This window comes from Agromyces cucurbitae (assembly GCF_058349945.1).
Genome location: NZ_JBYRES010000004.1, coordinates 450,510 through 476,032, shown reverse-complemented (window position 1 = coordinate 476,032; position 25,523 = coordinate 450,510). Strand labels below are relative to the sequence as shown.

Sequence of the window (25,523 nt, the reverse complement as noted above, 5' to 3'; positions counted from 1 at the left end):
GGCGGGGCCCATCGGGCCTGCGACCTAGCGGAGCAGCGCGGCCAGACGCGGTGCGAGCTCGTCGAGCGACGCGATCTCGACGACTCCGGCGGCCTCGGCCGCCTCGGCGTCACCCGGCTGCGGGCGAGCGCCCGAACGGTTCAGCCAGACGCCGACGAGCCCCGCCCGTGCCGCGCCGACCGCATCGGTGACGAGCCGATCGCCCACGTAGGCGGCGCGGCCGACCGGCGCCGTCTCGGCGAAACGCGCGACGGCCAGCTCGAAGATCGCGGGGTCGGGCTTCGCGACCCCCGTCTCGCCCGAGGCGATCACGAGCTCGAACCGCTCGAGCAGGCCGAGCCGTTCGAGCTTCGTCGTCTGCAGCTCGAGCTCGCCGTTCGTGATCACGCCGTACCGCATCCCGGGCAGGGCGGCTTCGACGGCGTCGAGCGCGGGCAGCGCGTCGCGGTGCAACGACCACGAGTCGCGGTAGCGCTCGAAGTACCGGGCGAACCAGGCGCTCGCGGCGAGGTCGTCGAGCTCGTCGCCGTGGGCGAGGGCGAAGTCGCGCGCGCGGGCCCGGCGCTGACCCTCGTACGTCGCTCGGCCGGCGAGGTACTCGTGGTAGTGCTGCTCTTCGAGCTCGTGCCAGAGCCGCTCCGCGGCCTCGACATCGCCGGAGTATGCCCGTTCGCGCATGTGCAGCACGATCGCGGTGGCCACCGCCTCGCGGTGCGCCATGAGCGTGTCGTCGAGATCGAACAGCACGAGCGGGGATGCGACCGCGTCGGCGGGCTCGGCGGGGGCGCCGACCTCGGGGTCGCGGCTGCTCGCGTCGATCGTCACGCGGCACCGCCCGGCGCGGTCACCCCATCGAGCAGCGGCTGCCAGCTCGCGCGGGCATCGGCCTCGGGCAGGCGACCGCGTTCGCCCGACCAGCCGGGCAGGTCGGCCCCGTCGCGTCCGGGCACGGTCGTCGACTCGGTCGTGGTGTTGCTGAATCCGGCGGCACGCGCGACCATCGCCGATGCGACGTTGCCGCGGTTCGCGCGCCACGTGACGCGGTCGGTGCCGGGCAGCTCGGCGAACGCCCAGTCGCAGACCGCGAGCAGGGCCTCGGCCATGTACGCCGACCCGCGCTGGTCGGCGCCGAGCCAGAAGCCGACCTCGCGCGCACTCGTGCGCAACCCGATGACGCCGATCAGCGGTCCGCCCGGCTCGGTGCGGATGGCCCACGTCAGCTCGGTGCCCGCCTGCCAGGCGCCGGGCACGTACTCCTCGAGGAATCCCTCGGCGTGCGCCGCGGTGTAGGGCCACGGCGTCGTCAGGAACTGCTCGAAGAGCGGGTCCTGGCAGTACCGGGTGACGCGCTCGGCATCGCCCCTCACGGGCAGGTCGAGCACGAGCCGTGCCGTGCGCAGGGTGACCGGTCGCATGTCAGCGCTTTCGCACGAAACCGACGCGGTCGTACACGTCGCGCAGCACCTTCTCGGCGCGCTCGGCGGCGCGGTCGGCGCCGATCGCGAGCAGGCGGTCGAGCTCGGCGGGGTCTTCGAGCAGTTCGAGCGTGCGCGCGCGGATCGGCGTGAGCCGGTCGACGACGACCTCGGCCAGGTCTTTCTTGAGGTCGCCGTACCCGCGGCCCGCGTAGCGTGCCTCGAGGTCGGCGATCGAGTCGCCCGAGATCGACGCGTAGATGTCGAGCAGGTTCGAGATGCCGGGCTTCGCGGCCGGGTCGTACCTGATCTCGCGCTCGGTGTCGGTGACCGCGCTCTTGAACTTCTTGGCCGTGACGGCGGGGTCGTCCATGAGCTTCACGAGGCCGGCCTCGGAGGCGGCCGACTTCGACATCTTGGCGGTCGGCTCCTGCAGGTCGTAGATGCGCGCCGACTCCTTCGGGATGAGCGCATCGGGCACGACGAACGTGTCGCCGTAGCGGGAGTTGAACCGACCCGCCAGGTCGCGGGTGAGCTCGAGGTGCTGTCGCTGGTCGTCGCCGACCGGAACGAGCTCGGTGCCGTACAGCAGGATGTCGGCGGCCATGAGCACGGGGTAGGTGAAGAGTCCGACCGTGGTCGCGTCGGCGCCGTAACGGCTCGACTTGTCTTTGAACTGCGTCATGCGGCTCGCCTCGCCGAAGCCCGTCATGGTGCCCAGCACCCACGCGAGCTCGGTGTGCGCGGGCACGTGCGACTGCACGAACAGCGTCGACCGCTCGACGTCGACACCGGCGGCGAGGTACTGGGCAGCCGTTCGGCGCACGTTGTCGTGCAGCGCCTTCGGGTCCTGCTGGACGGTGATCGCGTGCAGGTCGACGACGCAGTAGATCGGGTCGTAGTCGTCTTGGAGCGCGACCCAGTTGACGAGGGCGCCGAGGTAGTTGCCGAGATGCAGCGAGTCGCTCGACGGCTGCATGCCGGAGAAGACGACGGGGCGGTTGGTGTTCATGGAAGTCCTCAGGAGAAAGAAAAGCAGATCAGATGGCGTAGTCGACGACGACGGGAGCGTGGTCGGACCATCGCTCGTCGTAGGCCGCCGCGCGATCGACGACGTACGACGTGACCGTCTCGGCGAGCGCCGGGGTCGCGAGGTGGTAGTCGATGCGCCACCCGGTGTCGGTGTCGAAGGCCTTGCCCCGCTGCGACCACCACGTGTACGGACCGGGCACCTCGCCCGCGTCGCGGCGGCCGACGTCGACCCAGCCGAGACCGGCGCCCGCGTTGTAGGCGGGGTCGTCTTCGGCGCCGACGAACCGGTCGAAGTAGGCGCGCTCGGTCGGCAGGAAGCCGGCCTTCTTCACGTTGCCCTTCCAGTTCTTGATGTCGAGGGTGCGGTGGCCGACGTTGAGGTCGCCCACGACGACGGCGAGCTCGGAGTGGGCGGCGAGCTCGGGCAGCCGCGCCTCCATCGCGTCGAGGAACTTGTACTTCTCGACCTGCTTGGGCGTGCCGTCTTCGCCCGAGTGCACGTAGGCGCTCACGACGGTCAGCACGCGGTCGCCGACCTCGTAGTCGGCTTCGAGCCAGCGGCCGGCGCTGTCGAACTCGGCCGCGCCGAGCTCGACGCGGTGGATGTGCGCCCGACGGCGGCTCGCGATCGCGACGCCGGCCCGGCCCTTGGCCGTCGCGGGGTCGTGCAGGATGTCCCATTCGTCGCCGAGGAGGCCCTGGAGGTCTTCGGTCGAGGCGCGGACCTCTTGCAGCGCGAGGATGTCGACGTCGCGGCCGGCGAGCCACTCGCCCATGCCCTTGCGGAAGGAGGCGCGAACCCCGTTGACGTTGACGCTGGCGAGACGGAGGGGCTTCGCAGAGGGCATGTCCTCGATCCTACGGGAGCCCTCCGACGGTGTCGGCCGCCGGCCGCGGGCATGGCTGCAGGGCCGGGAGACCTTACGGGAGCCCTCCGACGCCGTTCGCCGACGGGGTGCCGTCGGGCATCGCCTCGAGGTCGGCCAGTTCCTGCTCGGCGCGGGCGAGCCGTCGCTTCGCGCTGAACTGCTCGAACCAGCCCGCGTCGGCGACCGCGGTGCGCGCGAGCCGCACCCGCACCCGGGCGGCCGTCAGCAGGGCCTCGTGCTCGCGCTGCCGGGCCTCGGCCGCGAGCTGCTCGGCGGTGACGAGCCGCAGGCTCTCGTTGGCGTCGGCCGCCTCCACCGCGATCCAGCTGGCCGCGACGAGGATGACGATGCTCGTGAGGTGGAACCACAACAGGAGTCCGACGAACACGGCGAAGGTCGCCAGCAGCGGGTTGCTCGTGACGCTCGAGACGAGCAGGCCGCTCAGCAGCTGCATGACCGAGAGAGCGGCCGACCCGAGGAGCGAGCCGACCCACATGCGCCGCCACGGCATCGCCGCGCCGGAGAGGAAGCGGAACATCACGGCGAGGGCGAGGGTGTCGATGACGAAGACGACGACCAGGGTGCCGTAGCGCACCGTGAATGCCTCCCAGCCGTCGGCGTTCGGCAGGTTCAGCAGGTCGAAGAGCCACGCGACGAACGACGTGGTCGCGACCGACAGCGCCGAGGCCACGAGGAGCACCGCGCCGAACGCGAGCCCGGCGAGCAGGTCGCGCGCCTTCAGCAGCACGTACGCCCTCGTGTCCTTCGGCAGCCCGAAGATGCTGCGCACGGCCGTGCGCGCGTACGTGATCCAGCCGATGGCGGTCCAGATGAGGCCGATGACGGCGATGGCACCCGTCCAGGTCAGCGTCGTGCTCGACGTGCGCGCGATCGACGCGAGGTCGTCGGCCGAGATGACGCCGGGGTCGTCGGTCGATCCGATGAGGCCGGGGGCGTAGGTGTTGACGAGCTGGATGAGCACTTGCAGCGTGTCGGGGTTGCTCGTGAGCCAGAGCCCGGCGACGGCGAAGAGCACGTAGATCGCGGCGAAGACCGCGAAGAGCGCCTGGTAGCTGAGTCCCGCCGAGAGCAGGAACCCGTTGCGTGCGAGGAAGTGCCGCCACACGCGCACGGGGAACAGCGCCATCGTCTTCTTCGTGATGGTCGTGACGGTGCTGATCGGCTCGTCGAGGCGTTCGCGCAGCGGCTGGCTGAGCGCGTCGAACCGCTCCTTCGCGGTCGACGGTGCCGCCGACTCGGTCGCCGCGCCGCCGGCCGGCACGGCACCGTCGGCAGCGGGTGCGGCGTCGCCCTTCGGCGCCGCGTGGCCGCGCCGCCGGGACGCTCGATCACTCACGATGCCAACGATAGCGAGAAGCGCGATGCGCTCCGTGCGGCGCCGCCCGAGAACGGGGAACCGCCGCCTGCACTGCTGACGGATGCCTCGGTGCGACGTCGGCCGCGGCATCCCCGATGTCCCCCTCTTCGGGGCACAAAAGGTGAGGAATCCTTGTCGGCCGCGTGCGGCGCGGCGCAGACTGGCACTGCTGACCCGTAACCCGAGCCGGCTCCATACCCGACGTCAGGAGCTGTCATGCATCGATCTCTGCCCGCGCACCGCGCAGCACGAACCCGAGGCGGGGGCGTTCGCGCCGCGCTCGCCGCCGTCACCGTGGGCGCGCTCGTCATCTTCGGTGCGCCGATGATGGCCGCCGCCGAGGAGGCGCCGCCAGCCACCGCCGACCAGGCCGCGGTCGCGTCGACCGACGCCGCGCAGCCCGCCGCCGAGCCGGCCGCGGAGCCCGCACCGGCGCCGGAGCCCGTGGTCGAGCCCGAGCCGGTCGTCGAGCCCGAGCCGGTCGTCGAGCCCGAGCCGGTCGTCGAACCGGAGCCCGCGCCCGAGCCCGAGGCTGCGCCGCCGGCGGAGGCACCGGCGCCCGAAGCCGTGGTCGCGCCCGAGGCGGAGGCGCCGGTCGCCGATGCGCCCGCCGCGAAGGCGACGGCCGCGGTCGCGCCGACCGCCGACAACGACAACGACAACGACGGCCCACCGGTGGTGACCATCCCCGAGTGGAACGACCACGTCGACATCTGCCACGCGACGAGCAGCGAATCGAACCCGTACGTGTTCATCAGCCCGAGCGTCCGGTCGATCATCGATCCGAACGGCGACCCCGACGATCCGACCGATCCCTCGCACGCCCACTCCGAGCACCAGGACCACCGCGACATCATCCCGGTCTTCGACTACAAGGACAAGGACGGCGTCGAGCACCACTTCCCCGGTCTCAACACCACGAAGACGGAGCTGACCGAGGAGGACTGCAACCCCGCGCCGCCGAAGATCGAGCTCTTCGCCGAGGTGTGCACCGAGGTCGGCGGCACGCCGCCGGCGTTGAAGGTCGCGCTGCTGGGGCTGCTGCTCAACTTCGAGTACACGATCACCGTCTACGTCTCGGGCACCGATGACGTGGTCGCGACGTTCGACTTCACCGACCCCGACGGCGCACTCGACCACGAGTTCCAGCTGTTGCCCGGAACGTACGACGTGGTGCTGCATCGCGACGGCGACGATCCCGACAACGACCTGCAGAAGACGGTCACGGTGAATCCGTGCCCGCCGGCACCGGTGCCGCACTGGCTGCTGGAGAAGTCGTCCGATCCTGCTGACGGGGCGACGGTCGAGCCGGGCGATCTCATCGTCTACACCCTGAGCGCCTTCAACGACTCGCAGGCCACGGTGACGGGGGCGCAGGCCTTCGACGACGTGAGCGACGTGCTCGACAACGGCACGATCGTCGAACTCGGCGACGGGCTCTCGGGGCCGGTCGGCGACGTGCTCACGTGGGACATCCCCGACCTCGAGCCCGGTGACCTCGTGATGGTGTCGTACACCGTGAAGGTCGGCGACGGCGTGTTCGGCGAACTGCTGCACAACGTCGTCGAGCCCGGGCCCGGCGGCGAGTGCCCGACCGACTCGGGGCCGGTGCTCGAGAAGGCGGCGATCGCCGCCGAGCCGGCGGAGGACGACGACCCGTGCGTCGTCGACCACCCCGTGGTCGACATCGACCTCGTGCTCGTGAAGGACGAGGCGACCGAGAACGACGAACCCGTCGACTCGGGCGAGGACGACGTCATCACCTACACCCTGACGATCACGAACGAGGGCACCGACCCGGCCGAGGACAGCCTCGTCACGGACACCCTTCCCGCGGGCGTGACCTACGTCGACGGCTCGGCGGTCATCTCGCCGAACCCGGGCGAGTGGGGTCCGGTCGACGTCACGGGCGGTGTGCTCACCGTGCAGCACGACGGCACGATCGAACCCGGCGACGTCATCACGATCACGTTCGAGGCGACCGTCGGCGAGCTCTCGCAGCCCGCGCCCGACCAGCCGATCCCCGATCTCGTGAACGGGGCGTGCGTCGAGAGCGATCCGCCCGAGCTCGATTCGAACCCCGACAACAACTGCGACGACGCCGCGACGCCGGTCAAGTCGATCGGTCTCGTGGGGCTCGCGCAGTGCGTGAACGACACCCCGTGGTTCACGTACGAGGTGACGCCGTTCAACATCGACGACCCGGCGGCCAACCCGATCTCGCTGATCTGGTGGACGCCCGAGGCGTTCGCGAACCGCGATCCCTCGATCCCGGCCGACGATGTGGCAGCGCTGCTCGCCGACGGGGCGTCGCAGGTCGATCCGATCGCCTATCCCGACGGATGGGTGAGCGGTGAGACGATCTCCGGCCTGCAGCTCTGGCCGGGGGCGGCGATCGACGAGAACGGCGACCCGATCGCCTGGCCCGGATGGACCCAGCTGTCCGACGGCACCTGGGTGCTCGACCCGAGCGCACCGTTCTACGACCTGCGGTCGCAGGCGGTCGCCGAGATCCGGATCAACCCGTCGAGCGACGCCGACGTCGTCTACCCGCCGCCGACGCCCGACTGCAACGCGGCGCCCGACCAGCCGACCCCGCCGACGACCCCGTCGACGCCGTCGTCGTCGCCGGGTCTCGCCGAGACGGGCGTCGAGACCGGGCTCGTGCTGCCGTTCGCGGTGCTGCTGACGGCGATCGGCGCAGCGGCGATCGCGCGCGGCATGCGTCGCCGCCGCGAGGGCTGAGACACCGAGACGGATGCCTCGCCGGGAGCGATCCCGGCGAGGCATCCGTCGTTCGCCGAAACGCCCGGAACCGGGGGACAGGCCGACGCGCGCCTCGCGCGTGCCGGCGAGGCATCCGGGCGCATCGGGCGTGTACCCCGTTTCGCGGAAATCGGCGCGAATCTTGTCCCCCGAAAGTGAGGATCCCCCCGTTTTGGTGCCACCCGCCCCCTATCGGCGGCCCGAGCGCGATGCGAGTATGAGCGCGAGTCCGCACCCACGGGCTCGCATGTCCGCTTCGGCGGACTTCGGGGTTCGTGTCCTGCGGGCTCCGGATGGCTCGGTCGCCCGGGCCGGATTACAGCCGGAAGCGCCCACTTCCGAAACCCGAAGGCTGATGATGAACGTCACGCGATCTTTCCGCAACCGTTCCACCGACCCGGCGACCGCTCCCCGGTCGACGCGCCTGCGCCTCGAACGCGCGAGGAAGCGCTTCATCAGCGCACTCGCGATCGCGGGCCTCGTCGCGACCGGCGGTGCCGTCTACACCGTCGCGCTCGCGCCCGCGCAGTCGGCGAGTGCGGTCGACCTCGGCAACGGGATCGTGACGTCGTTCGAGATCGACGGGAACGCGGCGACCGGAGGCGGCGAGGACTGGTACAACGTCGTCGGAGCGACACCCCGGCCCGGGTACACAACCTCGAATGGCGATCCGTCGAGCGGAATCGTGGACGCACAGCGCAGCGCCGACCACGACGCGACGCTCGGCACCTACGCGGGTGGCAACATCACCAGTTACGGCGACTGCGGCGTCGGTACCGACAAGAACATCTTCTCCAACGGCCAAGCGCTGAACACCTACCCGTGGGCTGCGGACTCCGCACCGCCTGCGCCGAACGACAAGACGAATTTCTGTACCGGTGGGTCCGCGTACGAGGTCGTGACGCACGGTGGCGTTCCGCACGTCATCTACTACGCCTACTGGAGCCGTGAGGCGAGCGACGGAACGATGTACGCGAGCGAGGTGCTCACCAACCCGGCGACGGGCCAGCCGGTCATCATCCGGTTCAGCTACGTGTCGAACACGAACTCCATCAACGTCACGACGAGCTCGTGGAACGGGAGCAGCTGGGTCGCCGGTTCGCCGGCCGTGTTCAAAGCAGCCGTCGGTGTCAACCCCGACACCGACACGAAGTCCGGCCCGAACGAGCCGAACACCTTCGCCGAAATCGCGGTCGACCTGACCGCTTCGAACCTGCTGCCGTCCGGCGAGTGCACGACGCTGGTCGACAGTGGCGCGGTGTCGACGACGGGTGGCAGTGACACGTCGTCGTTGAAGGACGAACTCGCGAACACTCGGAAGCTCAACATCAGCAACTGCGGCAACCTCGTCGTGAAGAAGATCGGCACCGCGGGCGGCCCGGACGCGACGTTCAACTACTCGGTCACCCGCACCGGCGGAGGGCTCGTGCACGGCACGACGCTCACCGGCCCGACCGACACGGTCGCCGGCAACAACGGCCTCGGCGCCGCGATCAAGATCGGCGACACCCACAACTGGGGCAACGTCTTCGCGGGCAACGACTACAAGCTCACCGAGGCGGCGCCGCCGTCGCCGTGGGCGTTCAAGCAGACCACGTGTTCGGTGACGAACCCGACGACGAGCCAGGTCGAGACGACGACCGACGGCGGCTTCAAGATGTACGTCGGCGCCACCACGACCTGCACCATCGAGAACGTCACCTCGGGCGTCAAGATCACGAAGGTCGCCCAGGGCGACGCCGCGACGTTCGACTTCACGGTCACGGGGCAGCAGGGCAACGTGCAGGTTCCCGGCAACTCGAGCTCGCAGGTCTTCTGGTACACGCCCGGCTCGGTCGTCGACATCACCGAGATCGCCGAGCCCGGCGACCCGAAGTGGAACCTCACGAAGATCGACTGCGCGCCGCCCGGGAATGCGCAGACGGATGTCGCGACCGGGAAGGCTTCGGTGCTGACGGTCGGCGGCATGGTCGTGGACTGCACCTTCACGAACGTGCAGGACGGCCAGATCAAGATCATCAAGAAGGTCCAGGGCGACGGCGGCACCTTCGACTTCGAGGGCGACTGGACCGGGGGATCGTCGTTCTCGCTGAACCCGGGCGAGAACGGCACCGACGAGGAGCTGTTCACGAGCGTCACGCCCGGCAGCTACAGCGTGAAGGAACTGACCCCCGCGCCCGAGTACGACGTGACCGGCCTCACCTGCGCCGGTGACGTCGAGGGCGACACCTCGTCGGGCGTGGCGGCGACCGGAATCGGAACGATCGACCTCGACCCCGGTGAGCTCGTCACCTGCACCTACACGAACACGCAGCGCGGCGACCTCACGGTCATCAAGCAGACGATCCCCGACGGCGCGACCCAGGAGTTCGACTTCACGGTCGAAGGCCAGGACGACTTCACGCTGACGGACGACGGCGAGAAGAAGTTCGAGAACGTCAAGCCCGACACCTACACGATCGAAGAGGTGGACCTCCCCGACGGCTGGAAGGTCGACAACATCGCCTGTGCGGTCGACGGCGGTGCGCCCTCGGTGCACGCGGGCGTCTCGAAGCTCGACGTCGTGGTCGACATCGGCCAGAGCGTCGTCTGCACCGTGACCAACGAGGCGACCAAGGGCAAGCTCGTCGTCGAGAAGCACGTCGAGAACGTGCCCGACGGCGTCGCGTGGGGGCCGTTCTCGCTGAGCCTCAGCGACGCACCCGCGAGCGAGCAGAACCCGCAGGACGTCTCGAGCAGCGACCCGACGGCGGAGTGGGACAACCTCGTCGTGGGCAAGACCTACACGATCACCGAGACCGTGCCGGCCGGGTGGACGCTGAAGAGCTTCACCTGCAACGTGACCGACCAGGACGGCGACACGACGAACGCGTCGGTGACCTTCACCGTCACGCCGGGTCTCGTCGTGGAGTGCGACATCACGAACGTCGCGACGCCCGGCGAGGTCACGCTGAAGAAGACCGTCTCGGGCGTCGCCCCGGGTCTTGCGTGGTCGTTCGACTTCACGATCGACCCGTCCGACGGCGTGACGCCGTCGGCGACGCAGACGGTGTCGGGCACGGGCAACTCGACCGAGAGCATCACATGGAAGAACCTCACCGTCGGTGAGACCTACACGATCACCGAGAAGGCGACGCCCGGCTGGGAGTCGAGCCCGGTCGACTGCGGCGTCGACGTCGACCAGGAGCAGGCCGGCGACCAGTTCACGGTGACCCCGGGCTTCACGCTCACGTGCGAGGCGACGAACCGTGCCGTGCCCGCGACGGCGAAGGTCACCAAGACCGCGATCGGCGCGGCCGGCACCTTCACGTTCGTGCTCGACCCGATCGCGCCCGACGGCGACCCGGTCGAGCAGTCGGTGAGCGTCGCGGCCGGCGGATCGGAATCGACGACCTTCACGAACCTCGTGCCCGGCACGACGTACTCGATCGCCGAGAAGAGCCCGGGTGCGGGCTGGACGGCGGGCGAGCTCGTCTGCACGGTCACGCACGTCGGTGCCGACACGAAGACCGGCATCGACGAGACCGGGTTCACGGTGCAGCCGGGCGACACGTTCGAGTGCACCATCACGAACACGGCCAAGGCGAAGATCGTCATCGTCAAGAACATCGACGGCGACGACGGCACGTTCAACTTCACCGGAACGTGGCTCGACCCGCAGGCGTTCACCATCACGACGGTCGACGGCACCGGGTCGAACACGTACGACAACGTGCCCCCCGGCAGCTACCAGGTGACCGAGCTCCTCACGAGCGCGCACGTGGGCACGCTCAAGTGCGTCGACCCCGATCAGGGTTCGAGCGTCGCGCTGCTGACGGGCACGATCGACCTCGACGCGGGTGAGACGGTCGTCTGCACCTACTCGAACACCCAGCTCGGCACGATCATCGTCGACAAGGTGGTTCCGGGTGTCGCGAACATTCCCGGCGGCGCCGACCAGCTGTTCGAGTTCGAGCTCAACGGCAGTATTCACTTCAAGCTCGCCGACGGCTCGAAGCCGTTCATGACGACGCCCATCCTGCCCGGCGAGTACACGGTCGAGGAGCTCGCGACCGACGACTGGCACCTGACGGGCCTCGCCTGCACGATCGGCGAGGGCGACAAGTCGACGTACGTCGCCGACGGCGCGCTCGCCACGATCCAGCTCGCCGCCGGCGACACCGTGTACTGCACGTACACGAACGCCCCCGACACGGGCGACCTCACGGTCCGCAAGATCGTCACGGGTGTCGACCAGGGCTACCCGTTCGACTTCGAGATCTTCCTGACGCCCGGTGACCCTGCTTCGCAGCACGTCACCGACGGCGACCCGAGCGTCAGCTGGAGCGACCTCGTGGTCGGCCAGACCTACACCCTCACCGAGGGCGACGAGTTCGGCTGGAACGAGGGCGACTTCATCTGCAACAGCGGCCAGCTCGAGGACGCCGACGACGAGACCGACGGCTTCCAGTTCGTCGTGACGCCCGGACTGTCGATCAGCTGCACGATCGAGAACACGGCGGTGCCGGGCAAGGTCGTGGTCGAGAAGAACGTCTCGGGCGTGACCGACGACACCGAGTGGTCGTTCCAGCTCGCGATCACGCCGACCGAGGGCGTCACGGGTGAGAGCCCGCAGACCGTCAGCGGCACGGGTGACGCGAGCGACACGGCCGAGTGGTCGAACCTCGAGATCGGCGAGCAGTACGTGATCACCGAGCTGCCGGTGCCCGCCGGCTGGACCGGCGGTGAGATCACCTGCACGGTCGACGGCGATCCGCTCACCGACGAGAACGGCGACGCCGCGGGCTTCGCCTTCACGGCGACTCCCGGTCTCGAGGTCGAGTGCGAGCTCACGAACAAGGTGATCCCGCCGACCGGCGTCATCACCAAGGAGCTCACGTCGATCGCGCAGCAGACCGACGGCACCTGGGACCTCGAGTACGAGGTCACCGTGACCAACCAGAGCCCCGTCGTGCCGCTCGTCTACGACCTGAAGGACGAGCCGCAGTTCGGTGCGGGCGTCGTGATCAACGACGCACAGGCGACCGGACCGGCCGACAGCTCGGCTGCGACCTGGAACCCGATCGGCGACCCGGCGAACTTCGTGCTCGCCGACGACACCTCGGTGCCGGCATCCGACACCGACACCTACGTCATCACGATCAACGCGACCGTGCCGGCGAGTGTCTACGAGACCGGTCAGGACCAGTGCCAGGAGGGCGACAACGGCGGCTTCCGCAACACCGCGTGGCTGACCGTCGGACACGGCGAGCCGCAGGAGGCGACCGACTGCGACGTGCCGGGCCGCACGACCGTCACCAAGACGCTCGACGGTGCACCGGTGCTCGGTGACGACGGCAACTGGACGGTGAAGTACGACGTGGTCGTCACGAACGAGAGCGACCTCCGCGACCAGTACTACGACCTCGAGGACGACCTCGGGTTCCCGGCCGGCGTCGAGATCGTCTCGGCCGCGGCGACCGCCTCGGCGACCGACGGCGCGGTGCTCGACCCGAGCGGCTGGGACGGCGACACGAACCAGGTGCTCGCAGACGACCAGCTCATCAAGAAGTCGGGCGTGCACACCTACGAGATCACGGTGGTCGCCGATGTCGACGAGATCACGAACATCGACGACGTGACCTGCGTCGCGACGACGAGCGGCAAGGGCTTCTTCAACGCCGCCACGCTCGACAACGGCACGATCATCACCGACGTCGACGACTGCGCGAACATCCCCGTCGGGCAGCTCACGATGGCGAAGCACGTCGACCTGAGCGCGTTCGAGGGCATCGACCTCGGCGACCTCGGGCTCGGCGACGGGCAACTGCTCCTGGCGGCGAAGGACTGGTGGCTGAAGGCCGCCGGCAGCACCGACACGCTGCAGGTGCTCGGGCACGTGGGCACCGTGTTCACGGTTCCCACGGGCGACTACGGCCTCTCGGAGATGGTGACCGACGAGGCGTCCGCCCACCCGCTGCTGAAGTACTTCTTCGCGAAGCTGTGGAGCTGCGCGGTCGGCGACGGCGACCCCGTCGACGGAGCGCTCGCCACGGTCGAGCTCGGCAAGCTCACGAGCTGCGACATCACCAACAAGGCCGAACTCGTCGACGTCGGCATCGACAAGGCGTACGACCTCGCCGACGACCCCGACGGCTACATCGAGCAGGGCGACACCTTCGACTTCGTGCTGAAGGTGACGAACCACTCGACGGTGCCGGTCGCGGCGCTCGACGTCACCGACGTGATCGACTCCGAGCTCGTGGTCGCCGGCACGCCGACGTTCGAGGGCCCGGGAACCTGGACCGAGACCGGCACGGTGGGCGACAACGACTTCGAGGCGCACGGCGACGGGCCGTTCGCACCGGGTGACGTGATCACGATCACCATCCCGGTGACGCTGCCCGCCGCCCCGGTCGAGGCGCCCGACGTCGTCGGGCCCGACGACCCGGCGCCGACGGTCGACCCGGTCGACCTCGACGACGTGCCGAACGAGGCCTGCGTCGCCATCACCGACGGCGAGGGCGTGCTGCCCGACCTGATCGAGCGCAACAACTGCGACGACGTGACGGTGCCGAAGAAGGCGATCGACGCCGGCGCCTACGTGCGCTGCGTGGCCGACGTGCCGTGGCTCTACTACGACATCCAGGTCTCCGACGGCGTCGAGCCCGACGAGATCACGGTGACGTGGACGAGCGCCGACGGCACGCTCACGAAGACGCAGACGATTTCGTGGGACGAGCGCGAGGGCAAGCTGCTCTGGCCGGGTGCCGCGGTCGACGAGAACGGGATCCCGTACGAGTTCCCGGGCTGGCGTCCGATCACCGAGGAGGACCTCACGAACCCGCCCACCCCGGGCACCCGGTTCGGCGACCTGATCCTCGATGAGACGGTGCCGACGTACCCGTGGCGCGACATGGAGAACCCGGCGACGATCACGTTCTCGATCAACCCGTCGCAGTCGGTGCTCGCGGTGTACCCGCAGGCGCTGCCGGCCTGCGCGATCGAACGCGAACCGGACGTGAGCATCGTGAAGGAGGCGAGCGTCACCCAGGCGAAGCCGGGCACCGACTTCGAGTACACGCTCTCGGTCTCGACGACCGGCACCGGGGCGGCGGAGCCCGTCGAGATCTTCGACGAGATCCCGTCGGAGCTCAAGGTGACCGACATCACGACGGCCGGCTCGCCGACCTTCCCGCGTTGGCAGGACTGCGAGGTCACCGGTCAGGACTCGAGCGGCTACGGCGGCACGCTGCACTGCGACCTGCTCGGAGTGCTCGGCCCCGACTACCCGGAGGCGCCCGACATCGTGCTCGACGTCCACGTCGACCCCGACACGACCTCGACCGAGGTCGAGAACATCGGCGAGGTCTGCTGGCAGAACGCCGATGACACGTCCGAGGACCCGGCGGTCCTGTGCGACGACGACTCGGTGACGGTGACGATCCCGCAGCCGATGCCGGCGACCGGCTTCGCCGGGCAGCCCTTCATCTGGGGCGCGGCCGGGCTCGTGATCCTGGGCGGCCTGCTGGTCGCCGCGGGTGTCGTGATCCGTCGGCGCAAGCAGCACGGAGCGCCGCAGGCGTAACCGCTGCGTCAACCTTCCGGGGGTCGGGCCTGAAGGCCCGGCCCCCGGTTGTCGTCGTCCCCCGAACGGACGAGACGAGGATTCATCGCATACCCCGTCTTCGGGGGACATCGATTGCAAACAGCCTGATCAGCGCTGAATCGGATTCGCTGGTGTCCCCCGTTTTGGTGCCAGTTGTACCCTGTTCTGTACCCCGAACCTTCTGCTTGACTCGGCGCAACTGCGCGACCCGACCTGCCGCAGCAGTACCCGATCAGAAGGTTCGACGACCATGGACAGCTTGTTCGACCCGTTCCGTTCAGCATCGAAGCCCGAAGGCCGGCGCGCCCGACGCCGCCGCACCGAGGCTCGATCCCGATCCGTGCGCGCGACGATCGCCGCCATCACCGCGGGCGCGATGCTCGCGGTCGGTCTGCCGACGATCGCGTTCGCCGCGGCGAACGGCGAGACGGGGGCGCACGCCTCGGCGACCGGGTCGTCGCAGACGAGCGAGCAGGCCGCGACGGAGGCAGCCGGTTCATCGGCCGAGGAGCCGCCCGCGCAGCAGGCGGCCGAGACGTCGAGCGGGACACCGGCCGACGGCCCGACGGCCGACGACCGGTCGAACGGCGACGAGCCGACGACCGAGCAGCCGCCGGCCGAGGCGAACCCCGAGCCCGAGGCGCCCGCCCCGAGCGACGCGCCCGACGTCGAGGCCCCGGTCGCGAGCGAACCGCCGGGCGCCGAGCCGGAGGCGGAGTCGGGTGCCGACCCGCCCGCGAAGGTGCAGAAGCAGACCGCGACGATCGCACCGCTCGCCGCCGCGCCGGCCGACACGGCCGACTGCACGAACAACTGCGCCGACCTCACGATGAACCTCGACATCGTCGGCGGCTCGGCGACGGCGAGCAGCTGGACGCTGCACGCGATCCGGTCGAACGCCGCGCAGGACGACTACGCATTCGACGACGGCGAGGAGCGCCCGGTTCCCCGCAACTCGACGTACACCCTGTACGCCGACGGCGGTGCCGCCGGGTACGCGCTCACCGACTTCGACTGCGACGTGAGCAGCCAGCAGGGCGCCGACCCGACCTTCGACGCCGACGACCGCACGGTGACCTTCCCCAACGGCAACGGCCGCTGGGCCGACTGCACGTTCACGTTCACGCTCGTCGAACCCGCCACGATCACCGTGCAGGTCGGCGGCGACCGCACCGGCCCGTCGAGCGTCTCGGGGGTCGCGGGCGTGCAGCTCGAGCTGCGTGCCGACGACGGCGGCAACCCGGGTGCCCTCGTCGGTCAGCCCTGGTCGACGTGCACCTCGAACGCGGCGGGCGCCTGCACCTTCACGGTGCCCTCGCCCGACGGCAGCCGCTACTGGGTCGTGCAGCGAACCGCTCCGAACGACGTGCCGGCGGGCTGGTCCTCGAACGACACGCTCGCGATCGGGTCGACGCCGACCTCGCAGGCCTACCGCTTCCGCACCCCGGCGATCGGCAGCGGCGACGGCGTCTCGTCGACGGCCGACTTCATGATCGCGTCGGGCAACGACAACAACCAGGCATCGGGCGGCATCTGGCAGAACTCGCGCGTCAACCCCGAGGCGCCCCAGCAGTGCGGCATCGACGTGGCCCTCATCATCGACCTGTCGGGGTCGGTCGCGCCCTACGAGACCCAGCTGAAGAACGCCGCGAAGGACTTCGTCGACGCGCTCACGGGCACGCCCTCGCAGGTCGGCGTCTACACGTTCAACAACGTCGCGCCGGCATCCGCCGGCTCGAACCTCACGATCACCCCGGTCTCGACGCCCGCGGGCGCCGCGATCGTGAAAGACCACATCGACGACTTCGACACGCCCGTCGAGGCCACGAACTGGGATCGCGGCATCAGCCAGGTCGCGGCGAGCGGCATCGACTACGACCTCGCCGTCATCCTCACCGACGGCAACCCGACGGTCTACTCGAACGACGAGGGCCCCGGCAGCCGCACCCGCTTCCGCGAGGTCGAGAACGGCGTGTTCTCGGCGAACGCGGTGAAGGCGCTCGGCATCCGGATGGTGGCGGTCGGCGTCGGCGACGGCATCGACGGCTCGCCCGACAACCTCGTGGCGATCTCCGGCCCGGCCGCGGGCTCCGACTACTTCCAGACCGAGGACTACGAGGCCGCGGGCGAGACCCTGCGCCAGCTCGCGCTCGGCGACTGCGAGGGCTCGGTCTCGGTCGTCAAGCAGGTCGTCGACGAGGGCACCCCCGGTGAGCAGAAGACGGGCGCGACCCCGACGGCCGGGTGGGAGTTCACGGTCGACTCGAACGACGCCGAGATCACGCCGTCGACGCAGAGCGGCACCACGCAGGACGGCACGGGCGCGGTCAACTTCCCGCTCGAGTTCGACAACGCGTCGACGACCGGATCGGTGACGGTCACCGAGTCCCAGCAGCCCGGCTACTCGATCGTCACGACGGGCGGCAAGAACGCCGTCTGCACCGAGGTCGAGTCGGGTGATGCGGTCGCGGTCGCCAACGACGGAGCCGACGGCTTCACGATCGATGTCGACCCGAAGGTCGCCGTCACCTGCACCGTCTGGAACCGGCCGCCCGAGCCGCAGGCCGACGTGCGCGTCGACAAGACGTGGATCGTGAACGGCGTGACGTACACGAACGGCAACCAGCCGGCCGGGCTCACCGCCCAGCTGAAGCTCGACGGGGCGAACAAGCCCTTCGGCATCGTGCAGACCGGGTACACGTCGGGCGACGACGTCGTGATCTCGGAGACCACCGGCGTCGGCGACCGCGACCTGTGCCGGGTCACGAAGAGCTCGGTGACCCTCGCGAACGGCGCCGTCGTCGACGAATCGCTGCCGTACGCGCCGACGGTCGAACCGGGCGGCAACACATTCACGCTCACGAACGTCGTCACCTGCACCGCCGAGCTCACGCTCGTGAAGAGCGTCCAGAACGGCGACGCGCAGCCTTCCGACTGGACGCTCGACGCCGTCGCGCCCGGCGGTGCGCTCGCCGGGCCGAACGGCACGAGCGGGGTGACGGCGCCCGTCACCCCGGGGGTGCGCTACCCGCTCACCGAGGACGGCGACCCGCGCTACGTGCAGAGCATCCTACCCGGCGGCATCCCCACCCCGCCGGCGACCGGCAGCTGGAACTGCGTGCAGGTCGACGACGAGGGCGAGACCATCCCCGGCTTCGCCGACGGCATCAACGGCGGCGTGACCGTGCCGCTGGGCTTCAGGGTCGTCTGCACGGCCGTGAACCAGACGGCGTCGCTCACGCTCATCAAGAACGTCGCCAACGACCTCGACCTCGACGCCGACCCCGCCGACTGGACGCTCGTCGCCACGCCGAAGGCCCCGGTGCCTGCGGGCCTCGCCGCCGAAGCGGCGACCTCGGGCGACACGATCGCCGTGCGCCCCGGACAGGCGTACACGATCTCCGAGACGGGCGGCCCCGACGGCTGGGTGCAGACGTCGATCATGTGCCGCACGACGCCCAACGGCCAGTTCGTCGAGACGAACGAGATCACGGTGGCCGCACTCGGCCAGGGCACCTGCGTCGTGTACAACGACCCGATCGCCCCGCGACTGCGGCTCACGAAGATCGTCACCGGTTCGGTCGCGACGCCGGCCGCGTGGACGCTGAGCGCCTCGCGCACCGACGACGACACCGTCGTCGCGAGCGGCGCAGGCGGCACGGCGGGCTACGTCGACGTCCCCGCCGGCATCGCGCTCGACCTCGTCGAGACGACCGATCTCGCGAACGCCGACCAGTTCGCCCCGGGGGTCTGGGAGTGCTCGCTGAACGGCGCCGACCCGGTCGCCGGTGCGACCGTCGCCGCGCTCGGCGCGGGCGACCAGGTCGACTGCACCGTGACGAACACGCTGAAGCCGATCACCCCGTCGATCACGAAGACGGCCGCGGTGCCGACCCCGAACGCCGACGGCTCATGGACGATCGCCTACGACGTCGTCGTCACGAACCCGAGCGCGTTCCAGTCGCTCACCTACGTCCTCTCCGACCGGCTCGACTTCGGCAGCGAGGTCACGGTGAACAGCGCGGGCTACCGGCGCGTGCTGCCCGAGCCGGCCGGCGCGAGCGAACCGTGGACGGTCGGCTTCGACGAGGTCCAGCCGTTCGACGACGAGCCGGTTCTCGCAGCGGGCACCTCGCACACGTGGCGGGTGACCGTGAACGCGACCGTCGACGACGGCGCCGACTTCGACGGCACGACGGCCGCCGCGTGCGACGACCTCGAGCCGGGCACCGTCGGGTTCCTCAACACGGCGACCATGTACGTCGGGCAGACCTCGTACGAGGCATCCGACTGCGAACTGCCGGTCACGCCGACGATCACCAAGGCGGGCGGCACGGCCGTCGACAACGGCGACGGAACCTGGACGCTGCCGTACACGATCACGGTGACGAACCCGTCGGCCACGACGGGCATCGTCTACGACCTCGTCGACGAGCTCGACCTGCCGGCCGGCGTGACGCCGACGGGTCCTGCGACGGTCGTCACGCAGCCCGTGCCCACCGAGGCGTCGTGGACGGGCTTCGCGCCGAACACGCTGCTCGCCGATGACGTGCCCCTGCCGGGCACGGCCGCACTCGACCAGCACGTGTACGAGGTGCAGGTCGTCGTCGAGATCGGCGCCGACCAGGCCGGCCTCCGTTGCCCGAGCGCCGACGGACTGAACAACACCGCCGCGATCGAGTCGGGCAACCAGCGCGAGGACGCGACCGGGTGCGTGACGGTCACCCCGCCGACGATCACGATCGACAAGCAGGTCGTCGCCGGTTCGGTCGCGCAGGGCGCCGACGGGCTCTGGAGCATCGCCTACGACCTCGTCGTCGCGAACACCGGCGCGGTCGGCGGCACCTACTCGCTCGCCGACTCGCTGAAGTTCGGCGCCGGAGTCGACCTCTCGGGCGCGAGCTACGCGGTCACGAAGGACGGCTCTCCCGTTGCCGGCGCCTGGGCCGGTTCCGGCACGATCGCGAGCAACGTGTACCTCGCCGCGGGAGACCCCGATCCGACGCACACCTACCGGATCACCGTGACGGGCATCGCCCTCGACGGACCGACCCTGACCGATGCGCAGACACTGTGCCCGCAGGACGACGCGAACGGTGCCTTCAACAACCTCGCGACGCTCACCGTCGGAGGCGTGCCGCTCGGCGACACGGCCTGCGACAGCCCGAGCGCACCGACCGTCGAGAAGACGGGCGCGACCGCGACGCAGCAGCCGGACGCCTCGTGGAACGTGAGCTACACCGTCACCGTCGCCAACACGGCGCCGGGGGCGAAGCCCGCGTACTACTCGCTGAGCGACACCCCGGCCTTCGCGAGCGGCATCACGTTCAACACGGTGAGCATCGACGGCGCGGCGGCCGCGCCGTACGCGGGCGGCGCGGTCGCGCTGGCGACGAACGCCCCGATCGCCGCCGGCCAGACGAAGATCCACACCCTCGTGTTCAACGTCGACGCGCCCGCGGGGTCGGTGACCACTGACGACCGGCAGTGCACCGAGAACGGCACTCCCGGCAAGGGATTCCTCAATACCGCGACCGTCACGAGCGGGGCGATCAGCGACTCCGACTGGGACTGCACCCCCGTGCGGGAGGGCGGCCGTCCGACGGTCGCGAAGTCCGACCCGACGGTGACGCAGTCGGCCGACGGCACGTGGACCGCGGTCTACGAGATCACCGTCACGGGCAACCCCGACTACGTGTCGACCTACACCCTCGATGACGCGCTGCACTTCGGCGGCGCGATCGATATCGAGTCGGCCACGTGGTCGGGCGAGGGCGACGACGGCACCTGGGGCGCCGACCCGCAGACGGGCGACACCGCGACGATCGTCGGTCCGACACCGAAGCCGATCGCCAAGGGCGACACGCACACCTACACGGTGACGGTCGCGGCGAAGGCCGACGAGACCGCGTTCGCCGACCCGACCACCACGAGCTGCACCCCGACCGAGGAGTCGGCGAACGTCGGCTTCCTCAACCGGGCGACGCTCACCTCCGCCGGTGCACCCCAGTCGGACGACGGCTGCGGCGTGCCCGCGCGCCCGGTGATCGCGAAGTCCGCGGTCGGCACCGAGGCCGTGAAGGTCGACGACCACTGGGAGGTCTCGTACGAGCTGACCGTGACGAACTCGAGCGCGACCCAGGGGCTCGTCTACGACCTCAGCGACACGCCCGACTTCGCCGACGGCGTGACGATCACCGATCGCTCCGTCGAGAGCGCCGATGTCACGGTCGACCCCGACTGGAACGGCGCCGACCCGGCCACCGACGTCATCGCGATGGACCAGGCGCTCGCCGGGGGAGCGACGCACACCTTCACGGTGACCGTGTCGTTCACGGTCGACGCCGACGCCGAGGGCCCCGTGCTCCGCTGCGACGGCGACGACGGCCAGGGCCTCCTCAACGGGGCGGTCGTCACCTCGGGCGGCGAGTGGAACGACGACGCGTGCGTCGACGTGCCCGTGGTCGTCATCGTCGACAAGGCCTGGGTCATCGACGGCGGCGAGCCGATCGCGTGGGACGGCGACGACCTGCCCGACGGGTTCGGCGCCCAGGGGCAGCTCGATGGTTCCGACGTCGAGTGGGGGGCCGAGACCGGCCCGTACGCCCTCGGCGACGAGGTGAACGTCGGCGAGACCGACGTGGTCGTTCCGACGGGCTGCGAGATCGTGAACGTCGCCGGCAACGGCACGGGCGATCAGACGCTGGATGCCGCGGTGTCGACGTTCCTCATCACGAACGAGGTCGAGTGCACGCAGACGGTCGAGCTGCAGAAGACCGTCGTGAGCGCGCACGGCGGCGACGCCGTCGCGACCGACTGGACCGTCAGCGCGACGAGCCCGGGTGACGGCTTCGGCGGCCCCGGCACCGCGAGCGGCCCGGTCGCACTCGGCCTCGCGTACACGCTCGCCGAGACCTCGGCGAGCTGGACGAACGGCGACGAGTACGAGGTGTCCGCGACCTGGTCGTGCACCTCCGACAAGGGCGACGACGCGTTCACGCTGACCGCGGCCGACGGGTCGACGACGGCGAGCCTGGTGGTGCACGAGCTCGGCGCGACGGTCGAGTGCGAGATCGTGAACACCGACATCGCACCGACGCTCACGCTCGTCAAGGACGTGAAGCCCGACGCGGTCGAGGCGGACTTCCCGCCGACGCTGTGGACGGTCTCCGCGACGGAGGAGGGCGAAGCGGCGATCGTCACCGGCGCCGGCACGGCGACCGGCGCGGTCGACGCGAACGTCGACTACGTGCTGAGCGAGGCCGCGAGCGACTTCGAAGGCGCCGACGAGTTCGAGCCGGGCGACTGGACCTGCGACGTCGCCGGCGCGCTCACCGGCGACACCGTGAATCTCGAGCCGGGCGACGACGTCACCTGCACGATCGTGAACACGGCGCGGGCCGCCACGTACACGATCGACAAGACGGTCACGGGCCTCGTGCAGAACGACGACGGCACGTGGACGATCGGGTATCGCGTGACGGTCACCGACGAGAGCGTCGTGTCGGCCGTGACGTACGACCTCGCCGACTCGCTCGCCGACTTCGGTGACGGCATCCGCATCGATTCGGCGACCTGGACGGGGCCCGACGGCGCCGCTGGCGAGTGGGAGGACCCGACCAGCGAGCCGGAGGAGGAGCTCGCGAACGGCATCGTGCTCCCGGCGGACGTCGGCACCCACGTCTACGACGTGACGGTGCACGCGACGGTCACGGGCGACGTGGTCTGGGACGACCCCGAGACCGAGGAGGTCGAGGGCTCGACGAGCTGCGTGCCCGGCGAGCAGGGCGGCTTCGCGAACTCCGCGACGCTCACCGTCGCGGGCGTGCCGACCGAGGCATGGGCCTGCGACGAACCCGGCCGCACGAGCGCGGTCAAGGCGGCGACCGGGCCGGCCACCCCGCTCGGCCTCGGCGACTGGGAGGTGACGTACGAGATCACCGTCGACACCGTCGGCGACCACGACCTCGTCTACGACCTGTCCGACGCGCTCGCCTTCCCCGACGGCGTCTCGATCGAGGAGGCCATGGCCGAAGACCCCGACGGCGCCCCCGTCGCCGGCTGGGACGGCGCGGATGCCACGACCCTCGCGACGGCCCACCCGATCACCGCCGGCGACACCCACGTGTGGACCATCACGGTGCGCGCGAACGTCGCGTCCATCACCTCGATCGACCTCGCGAAGTGCGAGGCGACCGAGACGGGCGGCGGGTTCCTCAACACCGCGCAGATGACGAACGGCACCGTGGTCACCGAGCTCGAGGGCTGCACCGAGATCCCGGTCGGCAAGCTGCGGCTGACGAAGACGGTCGACAACTCGGCGCTCACCGACCTGGGCATCGACCCGTCGAAGCTGCTCACGGCGGCGGCCTGGAACCTCAGCGGCGACTCGGGCACGCTCGTCGCGCAGTTCCTGAACGGCGGCGGCATCGAGCTCGTGGTGCCGGTCGGCTCGTACCTGCTCGGCGAGCAGCTGGCCGCCGCGCACGCGAGCAACCCGTTCGCCGCGCACTACCACGCCGAGGCCTGGCTCTGCGGCGACGGGGCGGTCACGCACGCCCAGGTCGCGACGGGCGGCACGACCACCTGCTCGCTGAAGAACGTCGCCGAGTCGCTCGACGTCGGCATCGAGAAGGACTACGTCCTCGCCGACGACGTGACGGCCGTGCAGGCGGGCGACGAGTTCGAGTACCGGCTCACGGTGACGAACCACGGCACGCTCGACGTGCCGGGGCTCGAGGTGACCGACGCGCTGCCCGACGACCTCGTCGTCACCGGGCCGGCGACGTTCGAACCCGCCGACTCGCCGGCGCAGCCGGGCACGTGGACGCAGACGTCGGGCAACGCCGACAACGCGTTCGCGGCGACCTACACCGGCGCGTACCCCGCCGGGGCGGTGACCACGATCACCATCCCGGTGCGGGTGGCCGTGCCCGCGCCGCTGCCGCCCGTGCCGCCCGTCGGGCCCGACGACCCGGCGCCCGAGGTGCCGACCGTCGACCTGGGCGACATCCGCAACGAGGCGTGCGTCGCGATCGTCGCGGGTGAGGTGCCCGAGCTCGCGAAAGCCGTGGCGGCGGCCGATGACGGGGTCGTGCCCGACCTGGTGCCCGAGAACGACTGCGACGACGTCGACGTGCCGACCAAGGCGATCGACCCGGCCGCCTACACCCGCTGCGTCAACGACGTGCCGTACCTCTACTACGACGTCGCGGTCTCCGACGACGTCGAGCCGGGGCCGATCACCGTGACGTGGGCGCCCGACGCGACGGTCTACCCCGACGCGGAGCCGATCGTCACCGAGATCCCGTGGAGTGAACGCTCCGGCCGGCTGCTCTGGCCGTACGGCGTCGTGAACGACGACGGCATCTCGATCGGGTGGCCGGGTTGGCGGCTCATCGAGGAGGGCGACGTCGTCGGCGAGAACGGCATCGTGGACAGGTGGGAGAACATGGTCAAGGACTCGAAGCTCGAGAGCTACGCGTTCGCCGACCAGGTGAACCCGATGACGATCACGTTCTCGGTGAATCCGAGCGAGTCGATCCTCGCGGTGTACCCGCAGGCCACCCCGGCGTGCGAGGTCGTACGCGACCCGTCGGTCGACATCGTGAAGACGTCGAGCGCCCTGCAGGCGAAGCCCGGCGACGCGTTCGACTACACCCTGTCGGTCACGAACTCCGGGCTCGGGGCGATCGCGAACATGGAACTCTTCGACGAGATCCCCGCCGATCTCAAGGTCGTGCAGATCACGACCGCCGAGGCGCCCGCGTTCCCCCGCTGGGACGACTGCGCGGTGACCGACGCCGACGCCGACGGGTACGGCGGCACGCTGCACTGCGTGCTGAACGGCATGATCGGCGGCACGCAGCCGGAAGCGCCCGACGTGGTGCTCTCGGTCGTGCTCGACCCGACCACGACCGTCGACCGCGTCGACAACACCGGCGAGGTCTGCTGGAACGACCCCGACGACGTGCCCGCCGAGCCGGAGCCCGAGCCCGCGCCCGAGGCGCCCGCAGCCGCGGGGGGAGCGGTCGGCGCCGCGTCGGCGATCGATCCCGCACTGCCCGTCCTGTGCGACGACTCGACCGTCACGGTCACCGTCCTGACGAACCCGGCGCCGAGCCCGACCCCCAAGCCCGGGATCGCGTCGACCGGATTCGCCGGAGGCCCCTTCCTGTGGGGGGCTGCCGGGCTGCTGCTCATCGGTGCGCTGCTGGTCGCGGTGACGATCGTCCGTCGCCGCCGGCCGGGGGAGCGGGGCATCGAGTAGGGCCAGTCCACGGCGAGGGGGTCGGCGCAGCGGGTGCGCCGGCCCCCTCGTTCCGCATTCGCCGCCCCCGTCCCGCATCGGTCTGGCCCGGACCCGGTCCGGCCGCAGTCCGGGGTGCATTTCCGCGATCCGGCGGCGGCATCCGTCCCTCGGGCTGCGGAAATGCGCCCTCTGAACGGGCAGACGCGAACGGGGCCGGTCGCCT

At 70.5% G+C, this 25,523-nt stretch carries 8 protein-coding genes; 3 read left to right on the top strand and 5 right to left on the bottom strand.

What is annotated here, in order from left to right:
- Positions 1-24 precede the first annotated feature (24 nt).
- The 5 genes from AC3RJ6_RS16655 to AC3RJ6_RS16635 form a co-directional block, all read right to left on the bottom strand.
- Positions 25-825: an HAD family hydrolase gene (locus tag AC3RJ6_RS16655; protein WP_491428223.1), complete on the bottom strand. Its 801-nt coding sequence runs from the start codon at positions 823-825 to the stop codon at positions 25-27.
- A complete protein-coding gene (locus tag AC3RJ6_RS16650; protein ID WP_491428222.1) occupies positions 822-1,415 on the bottom strand; it encodes a GNAT family N-acetyltransferase in 594 nt (197 codons plus the stop codon). The genes AC3RJ6_RS16655 and AC3RJ6_RS16650 overlap by 4 nt, the downstream gene beginning before the upstream one ends.
- A gap of 1 nt (position 1,416) precedes the next feature.
- The gene (trpS, locus tag AC3RJ6_RS16645; RefSeq protein WP_491428221.1) at positions 1,417-2,427 is read right to left on the bottom strand and encodes a tryptophan--tRNA ligase; all 1,011 of its coding nucleotides are present in this window, start codon (positions 2,425-2,427) and stop codon (positions 1,417-1,419) included.
- Positions 2,428-2,455: 28 nt separating this feature from the next.
- The gene (locus AC3RJ6_RS16640) at positions 2,456-3,295 is read right to left on the bottom strand and encodes an exodeoxyribonuclease III (protein ID WP_491428220.1); all 840 of its coding nucleotides are present in this window, start codon (positions 3,293-3,295) and stop codon (positions 2,456-2,458) included.
- A gap of 73 nt (positions 3,296-3,368) precedes the next feature.
- Positions 3,369-4,673, bottom strand: a complete 1,305-nt coding sequence (locus AC3RJ6_RS16635; protein ID WP_491428219.1) for a YihY/virulence factor BrkB family protein — start codon at positions 4,671-4,673, stop codon at positions 3,369-3,371.
- A gap of 237 nt (positions 4,674-4,910) precedes the next feature.
- Here AC3RJ6_RS16635 and AC3RJ6_RS16630 point away from each other — a divergent pair, with 237 nt between their 5' ends.
- From AC3RJ6_RS16630 to AC3RJ6_RS16620, 3 genes are all read left to right on the top strand, one after another.
- Entirely contained in the window at positions 4,911-7,439 is a 2,529-nt protein-coding gene (locus tag AC3RJ6_RS16630; protein WP_491428218.1) for a DUF7927 domain-containing protein, read from the top strand.
- 379 nt (positions 7,440-7,818) lie between these two features.
- A complete protein-coding gene (locus AC3RJ6_RS16625) occupies positions 7,819-15,027 on the top strand; it encodes a prealbumin-like fold domain-containing protein (RefSeq protein WP_491428217.1) in 7,209 nt (2,402 codons plus the stop codon).
- A 271-nt stretch (positions 15,028-15,298) separates the two neighbouring features.
- On the top strand, positions 15,299-25,318 hold the full coding sequence (locus tag AC3RJ6_RS16620) for a hypothetical protein (RefSeq protein WP_491428216.1): 10,020 nt from the start codon (positions 15,299-15,301) through the stop codon (positions 25,316-25,318).
- Positions 25,319-25,523 lie beyond the last annotated feature (205 nt).

What these genes read in the sequence shown, in the direction of transcription:
- AC3RJ6_RS16620 (WP_491428216.1), top strand. Translation starts at nt 15,299, where the DNA reads ATGGACAGCTTGTTCGACCCGTTCCGTTCAGCATCGAAGCCCGAAGGC.
- AC3RJ6_RS16625 (WP_491428217.1), top strand. Translation starts at nt 7,819, where the DNA reads ATGAACGTCACGCGATCTTTCCGCAACCGTTCCACCGACCCGGCGACC.
- AC3RJ6_RS16640 (WP_491428220.1), bottom strand. Translation starts at nt 3,295, where the DNA reads ATGCCCTCTGCGAAGCCCCTCCGTCTCGCCAGCGTCAACGTCAACGGG.
- trpS (WP_491428221.1), bottom strand. Translation starts at nt 2,427, where the DNA reads ATGAACACCAACCGCCCCGTCGTCTTCTCCGGCATGCAGCCGTCGAGC.
- AC3RJ6_RS16630 (WP_491428218.1), top strand. Translation starts at nt 4,911, where the DNA reads ATGCATCGATCTCTGCCCGCGCACCGCGCAGCACGAACCCGAGGCGGG.
- AC3RJ6_RS16650 (WP_491428222.1), bottom strand. Translation starts at nt 1,415, where the DNA reads ATGCGACCGGTCACCCTGCGCACGGCACGGCTCGTGCTCGACCTGCCC.